Source organism: Streptomyces sp. NPDC060002, from assembly GCF_042737245.1.
Taxonomy (GTDB): Bacteria; Actinomycetota; Actinomycetes; order Streptomycetales; family Streptomycetaceae; genus Streptomyces.
The window spans coordinates 36192-53908 of the sequence record NZ_JBHWUW010000044.1 but is presented as its reverse complement, the minus strand read 5'-3'; the positions used below and the strand labels follow the sequence as shown (position 1 = coordinate 53908).

Below are 17717 nucleotides of genomic sequence, written 5' to 3'. Positions count from 1 at the left end.
GAAGTGGCCTTCGGCAGGTCATGACCAACGAGCGTGGGCGGCGTCAGGTCATGGGTCGGCAAACTCGCCTCCTGGAAGTCATTGCTGGCCGGTGAGTCAGGGAGATAGCTTCGGGACCAGCACCACCCGTCATGTACCTGCCCAAGCAGCACCTGCGCTTGGGTCAGGTCCCGTTTCCGGATGATGTGGAGACCCCATGGCTCATCTGCCTTCCAGACGCCGCCTCGCACTCGCGGTGCCCGTCGTGCTGTCGCTGACCGCCTCCCTCGGCTTCCTGCCGACGGCGGCCTCCGCGGCACCCGTCACGACGTCCGCCACCCAGACGACCGATGCCGGAACCCTGGCGTACGTCGTCAACACGAAGGTGGACCACCGCACGATCGGGTCGGTGAAGAAGGCGATCGCCGCGGCCGGCGGCACCGTCGTCGCGGCGTACGAGAAGATCGGCGTGATCGTCGTCCATTCGGCGAACCCCGACTTCGGGCCCCGGATACGCGCGGTGCACGGCGTGCAGTCGGCGGGTGCGACCCGTACCGCGCCGCTGACCGCCGCGGGAACCACCGACGAGGGGGCGGCACAGGTCCTCTCCAAGGCGGAGGCCGCGAAGATCGAGAAGGTGTCCGACGCGGCGGGCCAGAGCGAGCCGCTCGAGGCCGACCAGTGGGACCTGCGCGCGATCGGCGCCGACAAGGCCGCCGGGATCAACCCGGGCAGCAAGAAGGTGACGGTCGCCGTGATCGACACCGGCGTCGACGACACCCACCCGGACCTCGCGCCGAACTTCTCCGCGTCCCAGTCGGCGAACTGCGTCGGCGGCGTCGCGGACACCAGCGAGGGCGCCTGGCGCCCCTACACGGCGGACGACTACCACGGCACCCATGTCGCGGGTGAGATCGCCGCGGCCCGCAACGGCATCGGCGTGGCGGGTGTCGCGCCCGGTGTGAAGGTCGCCGGCATCAAGGTGAGCGACCCCAAGGACGGCCTCTTCTACCCGGAGAACGTCGTCTGCGCCTTCGTGTTCGCCGCCGACCACGGCGTCGAGGTCACGAACAACAGCTACTACGTCGACCCGTGGCTGTACAACTGCATGGACGACCCCGACCAGAAGGCGATAGTCGACGCGGTCAACAGGGCCCAGCTGTACGCCCAGAAGAAGGGCACGCTCAACGTCGCCTCGGCGGGCAACTCCAACCACGACCTGGACTCCGACTCCCTGGTCGACGCCTCCAGCCCGGACGACTCCACGCCGGTGGAGCGGACCGTCGACCCGCACGAGTGCTTCGACGTCCCGACCCAGCTGCCGGGTGTCGTCACGGTGAGCGCGACGGGCGTCAAGGGCACCAAGTCGTACTACTCCACCTATGGTCTGGGCGCGATCGACGTCGCGGCTCCGGGTGGCGACAAGTACCAGATCCCGGACACCCCGTCCGCCAACGGCCGCATCCTGTCGACGCTGCCGAACAACACGTACGGCTTCCTCCAGGGCACCTCGATGGCGTCCCCGCACGTCGCCGGAGTGGCCGCGCTGCTGAAGTCGACCCACCCGCACGCGAGCCCGGCCCAGCTCCAGGCGCTGCTCAAGCTCCAGGCCGACAGCACGGCGTGCCCGACCGAGCCGTACGACGGCAACGGTGACGGGGTCGTGGACGCGACCTGCGTGGGCGGCAAGCGCCTCAACGCCTTCTTCGGCTTCGGCGTCGTGAACGCGCTGCGTGCCGTGAAGTAGCCGTCCGAAGGACGACGCGAGGGGCCGGGCGGACATCCGCCCGGCCCTCGTGCGTGCGGTGACGTATCCCGTGATGCGGCCCGTGGTGCATGACCGTGATGCAGGGCGTGATGCATGTGGCGGTCAAATATTGATTGAATCAATAATGCATAGTTCAGTCATGACTGGAATCAAGTTCGCCTGGTCGGAGCTGGGCGGCGATCCCGCCCTCCTCACGCACGTGTCGACCGTCGTCCGGGAGAACGCCCTACAGGCGCGTCTTCCCGTACGGGAACTGGCGCGCGCCTGCGTCGGCGTGTGCGCGCTGGCCGGCGCCGAACTGGGGGCGCGACGGGCCGGCCTCCCGGAGGTGCCCGGGGTGCGGGTGGACGACGGGGCGGTGGCCACCGCGTTCGCCAGCGAGCGGCGGCTGCTGGTCGACGGGCGGGCGCCGGTCCTCTTCGCCCCGCTGTCACGGTTCTGGCGGACGGCCGACGGCTGGGTGCGCACCCATGCCAACTACCCGCACCACCGCGAGCGGTTGCTCAGGGCGCTGGCACTGCCAAAGGGCGCCGGCCCGGACGTCGTCGAGGCATCGCTCGCGGAGCGCTCCGCCCTGGACGTGGAGGACGTGGTGTACGCGGCCGGAGGTCTGGCCGTCGCGTCACGCACGCCCGCGGAGTGGGCGGCGCAGGAGCAGGCGACCATGATCGACGCCCGCCCCCTGGTGGAGCGGGGGCGGTCGGACGGGGCACGCTCGCGTACGTTCGCGCCGCTGGAGGACGGCCCGCTGCTGCCCGCCGCCGGACTGCGCGTGCTGGATCTGACCCGGGTCCTGGCCGGGCCGGTCGCCACCCGCACCCTCGCCCTGCTGGGCGCGGACGTCCTGCGGGTCGACGCGCCCCGCCTGCCCGAGCTGCCCGACCAGCACGCCGACACGGGCTTCGGCAAGCGCTCGGCGCTGCTGGACCTGACGACGGACCGGCGCGCCTTCGAGGAGTTGCTCGCGGCGGCGGACGTCGTGGTCACCGGCTACCGGCCGGGCGCCCTGGACCGGTTCGGGCTCTCCCCCGAGGCGCTGGCCGAGCGTCGGCCCGGGCTGGTCGTGGCGCAGGTGTCGGCGTGGGGCGCGTACGGGCCGTGGGGCGGGCGGCGCGGCTTCGACAGCCTGGTCCAGGCGGCCACCGGCATCGCGACCGCCGAGGGCTCCGCCGGGCGGCCGGGCGCGCTGCCCGCGCAGGCCCTCGACCACGGCACCGGCTATCTGCTGGCGGCGGCCGTGCTGCGGGCGCTGACCGAGCAGTCGCACGACGGCGGCAGCCGGTTCGTACGGCTGGCGCTGGCCCGGACCGCGACATGGCTCACCGAGGGAGCCTGGGCGAGCGAGAGCGGGGACGACGCCCACAGCGGGGGCGTCCGGAGCGAGGTGGTCCGGAGCGAGGGCGACCGGAGCGGGGACGTCCGGAGCAGGGACGACCGGATGGGCGAAGGGGAGGGCAAAGGGATGGCCAAGGTGCAGGACCGGGAGGTCAGCGGGGGCGGGAGCGTCGACCCCGGCCCCTGGCTCGCGGAGACCGACAGCCCTCTCGGGCGGCTGCGCCACGCCCTTCCGCCGGTGTCGTTCGACGGCGGGCCGGGCGACTGGGCGCGGCCGCCGGGGCCCTGGGGAGCCGATCCGGCGCGCTGGCTCCGAGCCTCCGGACGATCCACTCCCGTACCGGTGCCACACCCACCGGCAAGTTCAGGATGAGTTGCCCCGATTTGCCGGTAATGGTGAAGATCCTGGCATGGCCCTCATACGACCGACCGACGCAACCGAATCCATACGCCGTACCGGCCCCGGACGGGCGGTGGCGCTGCTCGTCCTGGTGGGGATCGCGGCCCTGATACCGCTGCTCGGGCCCTCCGTCGCCGCGCGCGGCACCGGGGAGGCCGCGACCGCGGACTCCGGCCTGGTCGCGCTGCTGCGGACGCTGCTGTTCGCGGCGCTGTGCGTGCAGGTGGGCGAGCTGTTCGCGGCCGGTCTCGCCCGCCGGGTGCCCGACGCCCCGCCCGGCCGACCGGTCACCTGGGCGCCGTACGCGGCGGTCGTGGGGTTCGCGGCCGCGGCGACCGTCGGCGAGCTGGCGCCGCACGGCCATGGCTCGCGGGGCGGCGTTCTCGCGCTGCTGGAGGCGATCGCGTTCGCCGTGGCGGGGCTGTGCGCGCTCACGCGCCGGCCGAACCGTCAGGTGTGGCCGCTCGCGGCGGTGGTCCTGGCGGAGGCGCTGCGCGCGCACCCGCCCACCGAGTCCACGCCGATGATCGGCTCCGGGCTGACGGTGGTGCATCTGACGTGCTCGGCGCTGTGGGCGGGCGGACTGCTGAACGTGCTCCGCACACTGCGGCGATGGGACGACACCGAGACGGGCGCCGCGCTGCTCGGGCTCTACGCGCGCGTGGCGGCCGTCCTGTTCGCCGGGATCACCGCCACCGGGTTGTGCAGCTCCCTGCGCCGGATGCCCTCGGGAACGGTGCTCGACCAGCTGACGACGACGGCGTACGGGCGCGTGCTGCTCGCCAAGGTGCTCGTCGTGGGCGCGGTCGCCCTGCTCGCCCTGTGGGCACGGACACGGCTGCGCCGGGCCCCCGACCCGCTGGCCGCCTGCTCCCCCGCGCGCGTGGAGATCGTCGCGCTGGGGGTGGTGGTCGCGGTGTCGGGGCTGTTGACGGCGTTGCCGCTGCCGATCAACGGTTGATGATCAGGGCTTGAGCATCAACGGTTGAGCTCAGGGGTTGAGGAGCAAGGGACGAGGGTCGGCTGTCGGGTGGCGGCGGCCTGTCGCGCCGAGGACCAGCAGGACCTGTGCGGCGATGTAGGTGAGCATGATCCACAGATCGGGGCGCGGGGGCTGGGGCCAGTCGGCGACGCCGGTGGCGATGAGGGTGTCGGAGAGCAGGAACAGCGCGCCGCCGGCACCGGCGACGGGGCCGAGCCGGGTCGTGGCGGAGTACGCCATGGCCGTGAGCAGGGTGCTGTAGACGGCGACCGGGAGACGCAGGTCCGCGGGGAGGTCCGGCCACAGCAGGGCGACGGTGGCGATCAGGGCGGTGGCGTAGCAGGGGGCGAGGAGGGCGCCGCGCGCGCGGGGCCGGCTGACCCGGGCGAACAGCACCAGGTAGCAGACATGACCGGCGGCGAAGGACGCCATGCCGGCGAGGAAGGCGGGGTCGGCGTCGAACAGCAGCAGGGTGTCGCCGCCCCAGCCGCACAGGAGGGCGGCGACCAGGAGCCGGGGCGCGCCGCGCAGGACCGCCCAGGCGGCGAGGAGGGGCATCAGCAGGGGCTTGGCCACCGTGTGCCCGGTGTCGTGGCCGACCGCGAGGCTGAGCAGGTCTACGGCCGCGGCGAGGGCGAACAGACCGAGGAGGACGCGGGAGCGGGTCACGCGGCCGTGGTCTCCTCGACCGCGGTGGCCGTGGACGAGGGTGCCGACGCGGACGCGGGTTGCCAGCCCGGCCCGCAAAACACGCGTCCCGTCCGCTCGCGCCAACCGTGCGCCGCCTTCACGTCCTTGACGATCGCGAGGTACTCGTGCGTGGCCACCTTGATCGGGTTGAACGTGTTGATGTTCTTGGTCAACCCGTAGACGGGCCGGTCGACCTCGGGCACGAACGACCCGAAGAGCCGGTCCCAGACGATGAGGATGCCGCCGAAGTTGCGGTCCAGGTAGCCGCCCTGGGAGGCGTGGTGGACGCGGTGGTGGGAGGGCGTGTTGAACACGGACTCGAACCACCGGGGCATCCTGTCGATCCGCTCGGTGTGGATCCAGAACTGGTAGACGAGGCTGGCCGAGGAGCAGAACGCGAGCGCCGCCGGGTGGACGCCGAGGGCGATGAGCGGGACGTAGAACGGCCAGACGGTCAGTGTGGTCCAGGGCTGGCGAAGGGCGGTGGTGAGGTTGAACTTCTCGCTGGAGTGGTGGACGACGTGACAGGCCCACAGCACGCGGATGACGTGGTGGCCGCGGTGTGACCAGTAGTAGAAGAAGTCCTGCGCGAGCAGCATCAGCGGGAGCGTCCACCACAGGACCGGGACGCGGAGCGGGGTCAGCTCGTAGATCGCCGTGTAGATCGCGAGGATCGGGATCTTCCAGACGAAGTCGAACACGAGACTCCCGAGCCCCATGCCGACGCTCGTCGCGGCATCCTTCGTCTCGTACCCGGCCGCGTCCTCGTCGGGATGCAGCCGGACGCTGATCACCTCGACCACGGTGAGCAGCACGAAGGCGGGTATCGACCACAGCACGACATCGGGCAGGTTCGGCATGTGGGCACCGTAGAACGGCTCATGGGCTGCGGCTAGACGTTGTTACCCACAAGTATTACCGACGGTACGCGCTTGCTTGTTGGTGATCTCCACCAACGGGCGCCGAGCGCGGACGGACTGCGCGCCATGCTGTCCGGCGCCGGCGACCGTCCCGACCCTCACACCCCGCCGCCCTCACGCCCCCGCCGCCCCCAGCAACGATCCGAGCAGATACGTCACCCCCATCGCCAGCACCCCGCCCCCCACGTTGCGCAGTACCGCGCGTCCCGGTGCCGCCGCTCCCAGGCGGGCGCTGCTCCATCCGGTGGCGGCCAGGGCCGCCAGGACCGAGGCGACGGTCACCGGGAGGCGCCGGTCCGACGGGGGCAGCACGATGGCGAGCAGGGGGAGCAGGGCGCCCGCCGTGAAGGCGAGGAAGCTGGCCCAGGCCGCGTGCCAGGGGTTGGTGAGGTCGTCGGGGTCGATTCCGAGTTCCACGCGCGCGTGGGCCTTCAGTGCGTCCCGTTCCGTGAGCTGGACGGCGGCCTCGTGGGCCACCTCCCCGGACAGCCCGCGTTCCGCCAGCAGTTCGGTCAGCTCCGCCAGCTCGGCCTCCGGCTGCTCGCGCAGCTCCCGCCGCTCCAGCGCGAGGGCGGCCTTCTCGGAGTCCCGTTGGGTCGACACGGAGACGTACTCCCCCGCCGCCATGGACATCGACCCGGCGAGCAGACCGGCGAGGCCGGCCGTCAGCAGGGCCGAGCGGTCGTCCGTCGCGCCGGCCACGCCGACGACGAGGCCGGCGGTGGAGACGATGCCGTCGTTGGCGCCGAGGACCGCGGCGCGCAGCCGGTTCAGCCGGGATCCGAGCGAGCCTGCGCGGGTCTCGGCGTGGGTGGGTTCCGTCACAGCACGGAGGATGGCACCCCGGGAGGCACCCGCCCCGCACCGACGCTCGTCGTGGCGGGAGCGGGCACGGGACCGGGCGCGGCGGACCGGTACGGCCCGGACCGGAACGGACCGGAACGGACCGGAGCGACGGAACGGAACGGACCGGAGCGGCCCGGAGCGGAACGGAGCGGACCAGACCAGACCAGACCAGACCGAGCGGAGTGGACCGGTACGGCCCGGACCGGAGCGGAGTGGACCGGAGCGGAGTGGACCGGAGCGGAGTGGACCGGAGCGGAGTGGACCGGAGCGTGAACCAACTCCCGGTGGGCCGGAGTTGGCCTGGCGTCAGCCGGCGGCCGTAGGCACGCGCGCGTGCGCCCCGCGAACTCCCGTACGACCCGAAGGGCTTCGCACGCCCCCTCTTCGGGGCGGGTGCGGCGAGGTGTCGGTGGGGGGCCGTATCCTCAGTGACCATGCTCGAAGACCACACGACGACAGCGTCCTCCCCCACGGAGTGGCCGACCGCGTATCCCCCGGGGTACGCGGTCGTTGACGTGGAGACCACCGGCCTGGCCCGGGACGACCGGATCATCTCCGCCGCCGTCTACCGGCTGGACGCGCGCGGTGAGGTGGAGGACCACTGGTACACGCTGGTCAACCCGGAGCGCGATCCGGGCCCGGTGTGGATCCACGGTCTGACGAGCGATGTGCTCGAGGGTGCGCCCCTCTTCCAGGAGGTGGCCGCGGAGTTCGCCGCCCGCCTCGACGGACGGGTGCTCGTCGCGCACAACGCGGTCTTCGACTGGCAGATGATCGCGCGGGAGTACGCGCGCGCGGAGCGCGAGGCGCCGGTGCGGCAGCGGCTGTGCACCATCGCGCTCTCCAAGGAGCTCGGCCTGCCGCTGCCCAACCACAAGCTGGAGTCGCTGGCGGCCCACTTCGGCGTGGTGCAGCAGCGGGCGCACCACGCGCTGGACGACGCGCGCGTGCTCGCCGAGGCGTTCCGGCCGAGTCTGCGCGCCGCGGCGGCGGGCGGTGTCCGGCTGCCGCTGCTCGAGTGCAGGCCGCTGACCGAGTGGGCCGACCGGCCCGCGCCCGGGATCGGCAGGCAGGCGAGCGGTCCGGGCAGTGGCTACGGCAGCTATCGGCCCGGCAGTTGGCGGCCGTCCCGCAAAAGGCCCGCATGCCCCCATCCCAACCCCGGACGGTACGAAGACGGCAAAAGGATCAAGCAGGGCATGCGGATCGCCTTCTCGGGCGACACGTCGATCGAGCGGGAGCTGCTGGAGGACCGTGCCGCCGAGGCGGGGCTGCACGTCGCCACGAGCCTGTCCCGGCTGACCAGCCTGCTGGTCACCAACGACCCCGACTCGGGCACCTCGAAGGTGGTGAAGGCACGGCAGTTCGGGACACCCGTCGTCGACGAGGCCGCCTTCGGGCAACTCCTGCGGGATGTGGAGTCCGCCGACGAGTGACCCGTGCGTACGGGTGATTGCCGCGCGACTCGCCCGCCGTCCGCTCGCCCGCGCGGGGGCGACGGCTCACCCTGTGGCGCATGGCGAGATGCGAAGTTTGCGGCAATGACTACGGAATGACCTTCGAAGTGCACGCGCAGGGCGCGATCCACGTCTTCGACTGCTTCTCCTGTGCGATCCATCGCATGGCCCCCATCTGCGAGCACTGCCGGGTGCAGATCATCGGCCAGGGCGTCGAGGTGGAGGGTCACTGGTACTGCGGCGCGCACTGCGCCCGCGCGGAGGGCAGGGCGGGCATCGTCGACAAGGTGTGAGCCCACCCGACGGCTTCCGGGGCACGACGCCGGAAGAATCCCTTCCGGTACCCGGCCGAATGCGCCCCACGACCGAGTTGTACGGTCGTGGGGTGTACCGCTTCCTGTTGTCCCGGCAGTGGGTGATCCTCACGCTGGTCTCCCTCCTCCTCATCCCCACGATGATCAGGCTGGGCTTCTGGCAGATGCATCGCTACGACGAGCGCACGGCGCGCAACCAGCTGGTCTCCGACGCGCTGACCGCCGAGGCGGTGCCCGTGGAGAGGCTGACCACCCCGGGGCACGCCGTCACCCGCGGCGAGCGGTACCGCAGCGTCACCGCCGCCGGCTCCTTCGACACCGAGCACGAAGTGGTCGTCAGGCGCCGGGTCAACGCCGACGAGACGGTCGGCTTCCACGTCCTCACCCCGTTCGTCCTGACGGACGGCAAGGTACTTCTGGTCGACCGGGGCTGGATCCCCGCCGACGCCCCGAGTCAGACCTCGTTCCCCAAGGTCCCCGCGCCGCCCGCCGGCCGGATCACCGTCACCGGGCGGCTGATGCCCGACGAGACGACCGCGGCGAGCGGCATCAAGGATCTCAAGGGACTGCCGGACCGGCAGATCATGCTGATCAACAGCGAGCAGGAGGCCCGGCGGCTCGGCGCGCAGGTGCTCGGCGGCTACATCGCGCAGACGGCGCCCGAGCCGAAGGGCGACAGCCCGGAGCTGGTCGGGCGGCCCGGCAGCGAGGACGCGGCCCTGAACTACGCCTACGCCATCCAGTGGTGGCTGTTCTCCGTGGGCGTCCCCGTCGGCTGGGTGATCCTGGTCCGCCGCGAGACCCGCGACCGGGCTCAGGCCGCCGTACGGGAGGCGGAACAGACCGAGCCGGCGACGGTCTGACGTACCCGGACCCAGACGCGGACACGGCCGCGCGGACACGCCCGTGTCCGAGGCCGGGAGCCCCCCATGCGCCCGCCGCCCACTCGCCTGACCCGGCCGCCCACTCCTCTGACCCGCCGGGCAGCCGCCGAACAGCCGAAGACCGGCGACCACTCCGGCGGCCCGGCCGCCCCCTCGCCGGACCCGCCGGACGACCGAGGGCCGGCGACGACACCCCGGCCGTCCGACTGCTGACTGCCCGACACCCCGGCCCGCCCGACTGTCCGGCCGTCCCTCGCCGAGCCTGCCGGGGCGCGAACGCCGGCGGCGGCTCGTGCTCGCCGTGCCGATCGCCGTCGTCTCCACCCTGTCCACGCCGATCGGCCTGTGGGTGCCGGACCAGGCCCCGTCGGACCCGGGTGCCGTCTTCTCGGCGCGGGCGCCCCGGCGGCCCCGCCGTCACTCGCCCGGCCGCAGCCCTGATTGCCCCCGGGGCCCGCCGGGAACCCGGAACTGCGTGCACCCCCGCATCGAGAACTACGCGCTCATCGGCGACGAGCAGACCGCCGCCCTGGTCGGCATGGACGGTTCCGTCGACTGGCTCTGTCTGCCGCGCTTCGACTCCGGAGCCTGCTTCGCCCGCCTGCTCGGCGAGGAGGAGAACGGCCACTGGCGCATCGCACCCCAGGGCGTGCAGGGTCCCTGCACGCGGCGCGCCTACCGGCCCGACACCCTCGTCCTGGACACCGAGTGGGAGACCGACGAGGGCGCGATCCGGGTCACCGACCTGATGCCCCAACGCGACCAGGCCCCCGACGTCGTACGCATCGTCGAGGGGCTGCGCGGCCGGGTCACCGTCCGCAGCGTGCTGCGGCTGCGCTTCGACTACGGCTGGATCATCCCGTGGATGCGCCGGGCCGACGGCCATCGGGTGGCGATCGGCGGTCCCGACGCCGTCTGGTTCCGCAGCGAGCCGGAGGTGCACACCTGGGGCGAGGACTTCACCACCTACTCGGAGTTCACCGTCGCCGAGGGCGAGTCGGTCGCCTTCGTACTGACCTGGCACCCCTCGCACGAGCCGCGCCCGCCGCTCGTCGACCCGTGGGAGGCGCTGCGGGTCAGCGTCGACGACTGGCAGGCGTGGGCCGCCCGCTGCCGCTACGACGGGCCCCACCGGGACGCCGTGGTCCGCTCCCTGATCACCCTCAAGGCCCTCACCTACGTCCCCACCGGCGGTATCGTCGCCGCGCTCACCACCTCCCTGCCCGAGGAGATGGGCGGGGTCCGCAACTGGGACTACCGCTACTGCTGGCTGCGCGACTCCACCCTCACCCTCGGCGCTCTCCTGGCGGCCGGCTACGAGGACGAGGCCGAGGCCTGGCGCAACTGGCTGCTGCGCGCCGTCGCGGGCGACCCGGCGGACCTCCAGATCATGTACGGGCTGGCGGGTGAGCGCCGGCTGCCCGAGTGTGAGCTGCCCTGGCTGTCCGGTTACGCGGACTCCAGGCCGGTGCGCATCGGCAACGGCGCCGTGGACCAGCTCCAGCTGGACGTCTACGGCGAGGTCATGGACTCGCTGTCGCTGGCCCGGACCGCCGGCATGTCGCCCCGGCCGCACATGTGGTCGTTGCAGTGCGCGCTGATGAAGTGGCTCTGCGACAACTGGCGGCAGCCGGACGAGGGGCTGTGGGAGGTACGCGGTGGCCGACGCCAGTTCGTGCACTCCAAGGTCATGGTGTGGGTGGCCGCCGACCGGGCCGTCCGCGCGCTGGAGGAGTACCCCGACCTGAGCGGCGACCTGACGGGCTGGCGGGCGCTGCGCGACGAGGTGCACCAGGAGGTGTGCGAGCGGGGCTACGACCCGGAGCGGGGCACGTTCACCCAGTACTACGGCTCGCGCGAACTGGACGCCTCCCTGCTGCTCATCCCGCGCGTCGGCTTCCTGCCGCCGGACGACCCGCGCGTGGTCGGGACCGTCGACGCGGTCCGTGCGGAGCTCGGGCACGGCGGTCTGCTGCGCCGCTACAGCACGGACGGCGCGGCCGTCGACGGCCTGCCGGGCGACGAGGGCATCTTCCTTGCCTGCTCGTTCTGGCTCGCGGACGCGCTGCACATGACGGGCCGCAAGCGGGAGGCGCGGGAGCTGTTCGAACGGCTCGTGGGCCTGGCCAACGACGTGGGGCTGCTTGCGGAGGAGTACGACCCGACGACGGGCCGGCACCTCGGCAACTTCCCGCAGGCCTTCAGTCACATCGGCCTGGTGAACACCGCCCTCGCCCTGTTCGGCGCGGAGGAGGCAGGATAGGAGCCATGGATCTTGGACTGAAGGACCGGGTGTACGTGGTCACCGGGGCGACGCGCGGCCTCGGCAACGCCGCCGCGCGCGAGCTCGTCGCGGACGGCGCGAAGGTGGTGCTCACCGGACGGGACGAGCAGCGCGTCGCCGACGCCGCGGCCGAGCTGGGGCCGAACGCGGTCGGGGTCGCCGTGCACAACGCCGACCCCGGGGCGGCGGAGCGGCTCATCGCGGCGGCGCGTGATGCCTTCGGCGGGTTCGACGGGGTGCTGGTGAGCGTGGGCGGTCCGCCGCCCGGGTTCGTCGCGGACAACACGGACGAGCAGTGGCAGACCGCGTTCGAGTCGGTGTTCCTCGGGGCCGTCCGGCTGGCGCGGGCGGCCGCCGCCGAGCTGGAGGCGGGCGGGGTCATCGGCTTCGTGCTGTCGGGGTCGGTGCACGAGCCGATTCCCGGGCTGACCATCTCCAACGGCCTGCGGCCGGGACTGGCCGGGTTCGCCAAGTCGCTCTCCGACGAGTTGGGGCCCCGGGGGATCCGGGTCGTGGGGCTGCTGCCGGCCCGTATCGACACCGACCGGGTGCGGGAGCTGGACGGGCTGTCCGCGGATCCCGAGGCCACCCGGGCCGCGAACGAGTCCCGGATTCCGTTGCGGCGGTACGGGGCTCCGGCGGAGTTCGGCCGGACGGCCGCCTTCCTGCTGTCGCCGGCGGCCTCCTATCTCACGGGCCTCATGGTGCCGGTCGACGGCGGGATGCGGCACGGATTCTGAACCGTGTCCCGCACCGCGCGCGGAACCGGCCACGGGCGGGCGGCAGGCACGGGACACAGCCGGGCGCGGGACACGGCCACGACCGGGCGGCAGGCGCGGGGACCGACCACGACCGGGCAGGCGCGAGGGACCGGCCACGGCCCGCCGGCAGCAGGCGCGGGGACCGTTGACGGTCGAGCGGCAGGCGCGGGGACCGGTCACGACCGGGCGCCGGGCGCGGAACCGGCCACGGGCGGGCGGCGGAGCCGGTGTCGTCGACCGTCACCCGACCCGCACTCCCGGGTGCCTCAACTGACCCTTTCGGCCTTGTGTTTGACGCCCCTCATCCGCACCTCGGCGGGCAGCGCCGCGAGCGCCGCCGAATCCCGCGCGTGGGTGAGGGCCTGCGCCGTCAGATGGTCCAGCGCCGTCGCCGGGTCCACATGGGGCTCCAGCACCAGGCGGATCCGCGCCTCGGGCGCCTCCCTGCTGCCCTTGAGCGCCACATGGGCGTGGGCGACGCCGTCCAGCCGCTCCGCCTCGCCGGCGAGTACGCCCTCCAGGGCGCGGCCCCGCAGCAGCGCGCCCGCGCCGTCGCCCGTGTCGACGAGGAGCTCGCCGAGCCGGCGGCGGCGCAGGACCGCCGTCAGCCACCACAGGGTCAGCAGGACGAGGAGCGCGAGCACCGCGATGACCGTCGGCCACCACCAGCCGTCGCCGCGCCAGCGGGTGCGTTCGGCGGTGGTCAGAAGGGTGTCGTGCGGGCCGTCGTGAAGCCACCAGGAGGGTGCGGAGGCGCCCAGTCCCACGGCCAGGACCGCGCCGCCGACGGCGAGCAGCACCAGTCCGACGACTCCGAGGAGCACGCGGTTGACGGTACCGAGCATCGTCCTCACCCCTTCTTCCCGGGTCGCCGCACATGGACCGACAGGGCGAGCGGCCGGACCAGGCCCAGGCCACGGATCGCGTCGGTGAGGACGGCGTCCAGGTCGGCGTGCACGTCGTCCAGGTCACGGAAGTGGGAGAGCGCGCGGACGTCGGCCTTGCGGCGGCCCGTGCGCACCCGTACCGACTGCACGCCGGCGACCTCCATGGCCCGGTCGCGCAGCACCAGCGCGGCCGCGTCCCGGTGGAGGCCCGCCCGTACGTCCGGGTGGGTTCGGCGCATCGGCAGGACGTCCCTGAGTCCCGGGGTCACCGCCAGGACGATCAGCCACAGGCCCAGAGCCGCCGCGACCCCGGCGCCGGCCAGCACCCAGGTGTCGTCGAGGGGGCGCTCGGCGAGCTGCCGGGCGAGTCCGCTCCGCCAGGCCATGGCGGACCGGTGGGCGCGTACGGCCGCCACGTCGTAGAGGAAGGCGGCCGCGACGACCAGCAGCAGCGCCGCGACGACACCGGCCGGCCGGCGGCGCGCCGACCAGAAGCGGTGGTCGGCGGGGCCCGGCGCGCCGGGGCCGTCTTCCTTCGTGGGTTTCTCCGGAACGGGCAGTGTGCTGCCCCGCAAGCCTCCGGGCTCGCTCATCGCGCCCTCCCGTGCGCCACGCCGGGGGCCGCTGTCAGGTGCAGCCGTTCCACCTGGACGGCGACCTCCGGGACCTCCATTCCCACCAACGCGCCTACCCGCTCGGTGACATGTCGACGCACCCGGTGACAGCGTCCGCCGATATCGGTCGGGTAGTCGAGTTCGAGATGGACCCGGACGCGCGCGGCCTCATGGTGGACGACCACCGTGGCGTGCGGTCCCGCGGCGTCGGGCGGCAGGGGGCCGACCGCCTCCCGCGCGGCCTGGGCGGCGATCTTCGCCACGACCCGGTCGGCGATGCGGGTCGCGCCGCGCGCACCCGGGGGAACCACGGACGGGCGCCCGCCGGCGGCAGTGCCCCCCTCGTCCACGGAGGTCACCGGCGCCGGTCGTCGCGGGTGCGGAAGAAGTCGCCGAGTTCCAGGTCCCCCTCCAGGAACCGGCCGACGACGAACCCGACGGCGCCCAGTGCCGCCACCAGGAGGAAGGCCCCGAACCCGCCGAAGTATCCGGCGAAGCCCAGCGCCATGCCGGCGATCATGCCGACCACGGCCATGCTCAAGGTGCTCTCCCCTCAGCGGTCCGGTCACCCGGCCGTCTGCGTGTCACTGGATCCGGGGTTCCGGCTCCTCGTCCTCTTCGTCGGGCAGCTTGACGTCGCTCACCGCGATGTTGACCTCGACGACCTCCAGTCCGGTCATCCGCTCCACTGCCGCGATCACGTTCTCCCGCACGGCCTGGGCGACATCGGCGATGGCCACGCCGTAGTCGACGACGATCTCCAGGTCGAGCGCGGTCTGCACCTCGCCGACCTCGGCCTTCACACCTCGGGTCACCGACTTCGAGCCGCCGGGCACCCGGTCGCGTACGGCGCCGAAGGTGCGGCTGAGCCCGCTGCCCATCGCGTGGACGCCCAGGACGTCCCGTGCCGCGAGGCCCGCGATCTTCTCGACGACCCCGTCGGCGATGGTGGTCCGCCCTCGGGTCGCCGGATCCCCGCCGCCGCGCCGGGTCGTCTTGCGGGTTCCCAGCGGCTCGGTGCCGCCCTCGGGAACCTGTGTCCGGTGCTGCTCCGCTGCTGCCTCGGTCATCGCCGTACGTCCTTACGTCCGGTTCTTCCTCGTCCCTTCCACCACGGTAAGCGCGGTTGCCCGCCCGCGCCCCGGGGATGCGGCAGGCTGGCGCAATGACAGCGGACGGATGGACGAGCGCGGTACGGCATCAGCTGGGCCTCGGCAGGCTGCTCCCGCTGGGCGGGCCGCGGGACGGTGCGTGGATCACGGAGGCGGCGGCCGAGGCGGTGCTGCGACGGGCGGCGCGGACGGTGGAGGGGGTGCGGATGGGGGCGCTCCGGGTCGGGCCGGCGGATCCGGAGGGGGCGTTCGAGCCCGTCGTACCGGCGCCGCCCAGTGCCCTGGCGCCGGGGCCGTTGCGGGTGACGGCGGAGTGCGCGGCGCTGGCGTCCGAGCCGCTGCCGACGGCGGCGGCCCGGCTGCGGGGCGCCTTGTCGGCGGCCGCCGAGGAACGGCTGGGCCTGGTGGTGTCGGCGGTGGACCTGACGGTGACCGCGCTGCTCGACGTGCTCGACATGCTCGAGGAGCAGCCGGAGCGCGAGCCCTCCGGCGCACCGTCCGCCGCACCGGTGCCGGGCGGCGCCGCCCTGCTCGGCGACGAGGCGCTCGCGGCCACGGCGGCGCTGTCCGTGCCGGGCGTGACGGGTACGAGCCGCGTCCTGGGGCGGGCGGTGCGTATCGAGGAGCGGCAGGACGCGACGGCCGCGCTGCCGCGACGGCACGCGCGCGTGGAGATCACGGTGGGTGCGGACCGCCGGGCCCTGGACGTGGCCCGTGCGGTGCGCGCCGTGGTGTCGGAGGCGCTGCCGGATCACCCGACGGTCGCCGTGCTGGTGACGGCGGTCGGCTGACGGCGGCCGGCTGACGGCGGCTGGCGGCCGGCGGCTGGCGGCCGGCTGACGGCGGCTGGCGGCCGGCGGTCGGCTGACGGCGGTCAGCAGTCAGCGTCGGCAGTCAGCAGTCAGCGGTCGGCGTCGGCAGTCGGCAGTCGGCAGTCGGCGTCGGCGGTCAGCCGGGGGTCACTCGCCGACGCCGGCCATGTCCCGCAGCCGGCGGCCCTGGGCGGCGCGCTCGGCGGCGCGTTGCTCGTCGTACGTGCGGTCTCCGGCGCCGCGCAGCAGCGCCTTGGTCTCGATGACGGCCTCCCGGGGCGCGGCCAGGATCGCCGCGGCCAGCTCACGAGTCGCGGTGTCGAGGTCCTGCACGGGTACCGCGAGGTTGGCGAGCCCGGAGCTCACCGCCTCCTCGGCGTGCACGAACCGGCCGGTCAGGCAGATCTCGGCCGCGCGGCCGTAGCCGACCAGGGAGACGAGGGGATGCGTGCCCGTCAGGTCCGGTACGAGGCCGAGGCTGGTCTCCCGCATGGCGAACTGCACGTCGTCGGCGACGACGCGCAGGTCACAGGCGAGAGCCAGCTGGAAGCCCGCGCCGATGGCGTGGCCCTGGACGGCGGCGATGGACACGAGGTCGTTGCGCCGCCACCAGGTGAAGCCCTCCTGGAACCCGGCGATGGCGGCGTCGAGTTCGGCGTCGCCACTGCGTGCGAGATCGATGAAGGACTGCTCGCCCTCGATCCCCTCGGGCGTGAACATCTGCCGGTCGAGCCCCGCGGAGAAGGACTTGCCCTCGCCGCGCAGCACGACCACGCGGACGGAGCCCGGCACCAGTCGCCCGGCCTCGGCGAGCGTCCGCCACATGGCGGGGCTCTGCGCATTGCGCTTGGCCGGGTTGGCCAGCGTCACCGTGGCGAGCGCGTCGTCGACGGTGAGCCGTACGCCGTCCTTGTCGAGCAGGGGAACGAGTTCCTGGTCGGGCGTGGCCATGAGGCGCCTCCGATGAGTGCGATCAGCTAGCGGTCAGCTAAGTGACTGCACAGTAACCACCCGGCCGATCGGACAACCGACCGGGTGGTCACCATCACCATCGAAAGCGGTGGGCCGCACCGGGTCAGGACGAGGCGGCCTTCTTGCCTCGGGTCGCCCCGCCACGCCCACGCAGCGTGACGCCCGACTCGCTGAGCATCCGGTGGACAAAGCCATACGAGCGACCGGTTTCCTCGGCCAGCGCCCGAATGCTCGCACCGGAGTCGTACTTCTTCTTCAGGTCTGCCGCGAGCTTGTCGCGCGCGGCGCCGGTCACCCGGCTGCCCTTCTTCAGAGTCTCGGCCACCCGTGCCTCCTCATGGGAAGTGCGCTCTGGTCATCATCATGATCACCCCTCCGGCGCGCGATGGCCACCCATTCGGCAAGGTCCGTGCGACAGGGTTTTGACGACAGGAGCGCGTCCCCACAAGTGGAATATGCGATTCCACCCGATGGTGTTCGTGGGGCCGAACGGGTTGTTGTGCGAAGTGGCAGGTCAGAGACGCGCGACGGCCGATCCCTTGTCGACAAAGGGATCGGCCGAAAAATCGATGTAGGACACACCTCGATACGAGGAGATCTCACACAGATGATGGATCACCGGTGGGCCGAATGATCCAGACGAATGATCCAACATCGTGGATCACGTGTGGGATCACGCCTTGGCCACGTCGTGGAGCCC

Annotated in this window: 19 protein-coding genes; 9 read left to right on the top strand and 10 right to left on the bottom strand. The window is 73.0% G+C overall.

Annotation, left to right across the window (positions count from 1 at the left end; all coding sequences use genetic code 11):
* Positions 1-196 precede the first annotated feature (196 nt).
* The 3 genes from ACFWBD_RS30590 to ACFWBD_RS30580 all read left to right on the top strand — a co-directional run bounded on the left by ACFWBD_RS30590 (position 197) and on the right by ACFWBD_RS30580 (position 4443).
* Complete coding sequence (locus ACFWBD_RS30590) at positions 197-1726, top strand: S8 family serine peptidase (RefSeq protein ID WP_385673736.1); 1530 nt, start codon at positions 197-199, stop codon at positions 1724-1726.
* 160 nt (positions 1727-1886) lie between these two features.
* Complete coding sequence (locus ACFWBD_RS30585; RefSeq protein WP_385673733.1) at positions 1887-3455, top strand: CoA transferase; 1569 nt, start codon at positions 1887-1889, stop codon at positions 3453-3455.
* A gap of 37 nt (positions 3456-3492) precedes the next feature.
* Positions 3493-4443, top strand: coding sequence for a CopD family protein (locus ACFWBD_RS30580; RefSeq protein ID WP_385673730.1), 951 nt, complete (start codon positions 3493-3495; stop codon positions 4441-4443).
* A gap of 30 nt (positions 4444-4473) precedes the next feature.
* Here ACFWBD_RS30580 and ACFWBD_RS30575 read toward each other — a convergent pair whose 3' ends face one another.
* The 3 genes from ACFWBD_RS30575 to ACFWBD_RS30565 form a co-directional block, all read right to left on the bottom strand.
* Positions 4474-5133: a lysoplasmalogenase gene (locus ACFWBD_RS30575; protein ID WP_385673727.1), complete on the bottom strand. Its 660-nt coding sequence runs from the start codon at positions 5131-5133 to the stop codon at positions 4474-4476.
* Positions 5130-6014, bottom strand: coding sequence for a sterol desaturase family protein (locus tag ACFWBD_RS30570; RefSeq protein ID WP_385673724.1), 885 nt, complete (start codon positions 6012-6014; stop codon positions 5130-5132). Before ACFWBD_RS30570 ends, ACFWBD_RS30575 begins: the two co-directional genes overlap by 4 nt.
* A 174-nt stretch (positions 6015-6188) precedes the next feature.
* Positions 6189-6899, bottom strand: a complete 711-nt coding sequence (locus ACFWBD_RS30565; protein ID WP_385673721.1) for a VIT family protein — start codon at positions 6897-6899, stop codon at positions 6189-6191.
* Between the two features lie 455 nt (positions 6900-7354).
* On the opposite strand from ACFWBD_RS30565, the gene ACFWBD_RS30560 reads away from it, so the two are divergent.
* From ACFWBD_RS30560 to ACFWBD_RS30540, 5 genes are all read left to right on the top strand, one after another.
* A complete protein-coding gene (locus ACFWBD_RS30560) occupies positions 7355-8356 on the top strand; it encodes a DEDDh family exonuclease (protein WP_385673718.1) in 1002 nt (333 codons plus the stop codon).
* Between the two features lie 80 nt (positions 8357-8436).
* Positions 8437-8670: a hypothetical protein gene (locus tag ACFWBD_RS30555; RefSeq protein ID WP_078615750.1), complete on the top strand. Its 234-nt coding sequence runs from the start codon at positions 8437-8439 to the stop codon at positions 8668-8670.
* Positions 8671-8762: 92 nt separating this feature from the next.
* Positions 8763-9554: an SURF1 family protein gene (locus ACFWBD_RS30550; RefSeq protein ID WP_385673715.1), complete on the top strand. Its 792-nt coding sequence runs from the start codon at positions 8763-8765 to the stop codon at positions 9552-9554.
* Between the two features lie 496 nt (positions 9555-10050).
* Positions 10051-11838, top strand: a complete 1788-nt coding sequence (locus ACFWBD_RS30545; protein ID WP_385673802.1) for a glycoside hydrolase family 15 protein — start codon at positions 10051-10053, stop codon at positions 11836-11838.
* A 5-nt stretch (positions 11839-11843) separates the two neighbouring features.
* Positions 11844-12599: an SDR family oxidoreductase gene (locus ACFWBD_RS30540; RefSeq protein WP_385673713.1), complete on the top strand. Its 756-nt coding sequence runs from the start codon at positions 11844-11846 to the stop codon at positions 12597-12599.
* Between the two features lie 287 nt (positions 12600-12886).
* Here the strand turns inward: ACFWBD_RS30540 and amaP are convergent, their stop codons facing one another.
* From amaP to ACFWBD_RS30515, 5 genes are read right to left on the bottom strand one after another with little or no spacing between them, the layout of a single operon-like run.
* Positions 12887-13465 (bottom strand): alkaline shock response membrane anchor protein AmaP, encoded by a 579-nt coding sequence (gene amaP / locus ACFWBD_RS30535; protein WP_385673710.1) that lies wholly within the window; start codon positions 13463-13465, stop codon positions 12887-12889.
* A 5-nt stretch (positions 13466-13470) separates the two neighbouring features.
* The gene (locus ACFWBD_RS30530; protein WP_385673707.1) at positions 13471-14100 is read right to left on the bottom strand and encodes a DUF6286 domain-containing protein; all 630 of its coding nucleotides are present in this window, start codon (positions 14098-14100) and stop codon (positions 13471-13473) included.
* Positions 14097-14480 carry an Asp23/Gls24 family envelope stress response protein gene (locus tag ACFWBD_RS30525; protein ID WP_385673704.1) on the bottom strand — a complete coding sequence of 128 codons (384 nt, stop codon included), beginning with the start codon at positions 14478-14480 and terminating at the stop codon, positions 14097-14099. The genes ACFWBD_RS30530 and ACFWBD_RS30525 overlap by 4 nt, the downstream gene beginning before the upstream one ends.
* A complete protein-coding gene (locus tag ACFWBD_RS30520) occupies positions 14477-14662 on the bottom strand; it encodes a hypothetical protein (RefSeq protein WP_062649848.1) in 186 nt (61 codons plus the stop codon). The genes ACFWBD_RS30525 and ACFWBD_RS30520 overlap by 4 nt, the downstream gene beginning before the upstream one ends.
* A 43-nt stretch (positions 14663-14705) precedes the next feature.
* Positions 14706-15191 carry an Asp23/Gls24 family envelope stress response protein gene (locus tag ACFWBD_RS30515; RefSeq protein ID WP_385673700.1) on the bottom strand — a complete coding sequence of 162 codons (486 nt, stop codon included), beginning with the start codon at positions 15189-15191 and terminating at the stop codon, positions 14706-14708.
* A 95-nt stretch (positions 15192-15286) separates the two neighbouring features.
* On the opposite strand from ACFWBD_RS30515, the gene ACFWBD_RS30510 reads away from it, so the two are divergent.
* A complete protein-coding gene (locus ACFWBD_RS30510) occupies positions 15287-16024 on the top strand; it encodes a nucleopolyhedrovirus P10 family protein (RefSeq protein ID WP_385673697.1) in 738 nt (245 codons plus the stop codon).
* 168 nt (positions 16025-16192) lie between these two features.
* Here ACFWBD_RS30510 and ACFWBD_RS30505 read toward each other — a convergent pair whose 3' ends face one another.
* Together ACFWBD_RS30505 and ACFWBD_RS30500 are read right to left on the bottom strand one after the other, a co-directional pair.
* Positions 16193-16996, bottom strand: a complete 804-nt coding sequence (locus ACFWBD_RS30505; RefSeq protein WP_385673694.1) for an enoyl-CoA hydratase/isomerase family protein — start codon at positions 16994-16996, stop codon at positions 16193-16195.
* Between the two features lie 124 nt (positions 16997-17120).
* Complete coding sequence (locus ACFWBD_RS30500; protein ID WP_004002281.1) at positions 17121-17342, bottom strand: helix-turn-helix domain-containing protein; 222 nt, start codon at positions 17340-17342, stop codon at positions 17121-17123.
* Positions 17343-17717: the final 375 nt, after the last annotated feature.

Bases quoted from the DNA above. Each gene is read 5' to 3' on its own strand.
- ACFWBD_RS30580 (WP_385673730.1), top strand. From the start codon at position 3,493: ATGGCCCTCATACGACCGACCGACGCAACCGAATCCATACGCCGTACC.
- ACFWBD_RS30570 (WP_385673724.1), bottom strand. From the start codon at position 6,014: ATGCCGAACCTGCCCGATGTCGTGCTGTGGTCGATACCCGCCTTCGTG.
- amaP (WP_385673710.1), bottom strand. From the start codon at position 13,465: ATGCTCGGTACCGTCAACCGCGTGCTCCTCGGAGTCGTCGGACTGGTG.
- ACFWBD_RS30540 (WP_385673713.1), top strand. From the start codon at position 11,844: ATGGATCTTGGACTGAAGGACCGGGTGTACGTGGTCACCGGGGCGACG.
- ACFWBD_RS30510 (WP_385673697.1), top strand. From the start codon at position 15,287: ATGACAGCGGACGGATGGACGAGCGCGGTACGGCATCAGCTGGGCCTC.
- ACFWBD_RS30590 (WP_385673736.1), top strand. From the start codon at position 197: ATGGCTCATCTGCCTTCCAGACGCCGCCTCGCACTCGCGGTGCCCGTC.
- ACFWBD_RS30515 (WP_385673700.1), bottom strand. From the start codon at position 15,191: ATGACCGAGGCAGCAGCGGAGCAGCACCGGACACAGGTTCCCGAGGGC.
- ACFWBD_RS30555 (WP_078615750.1), top strand. From the start codon at position 8,437: ATGGCGAGATGCGAAGTTTGCGGCAATGACTACGGAATGACCTTCGAA.
- ACFWBD_RS30505 (WP_385673694.1), bottom strand. From the start codon at position 16,996: ATGGCCACGCCCGACCAGGAACTCGTTCCCCTGCTCGACAAGGACGGC.
- ACFWBD_RS30585 (WP_385673733.1), top strand. From the start codon at position 1,887: ATGACTGGAATCAAGTTCGCCTGGTCGGAGCTGGGCGGCGATCCCGCC.
- ACFWBD_RS30560 (WP_385673718.1), top strand. From the start codon at position 7,355: ATGCTCGAAGACCACACGACGACAGCGTCCTCCCCCACGGAGTGGCCG.
- ACFWBD_RS30530 (WP_385673707.1), bottom strand. From the start codon at position 14,100: ATGAGCGAGCCCGGAGGCTTGCGGGGCAGCACACTGCCCGTTCCGGAG.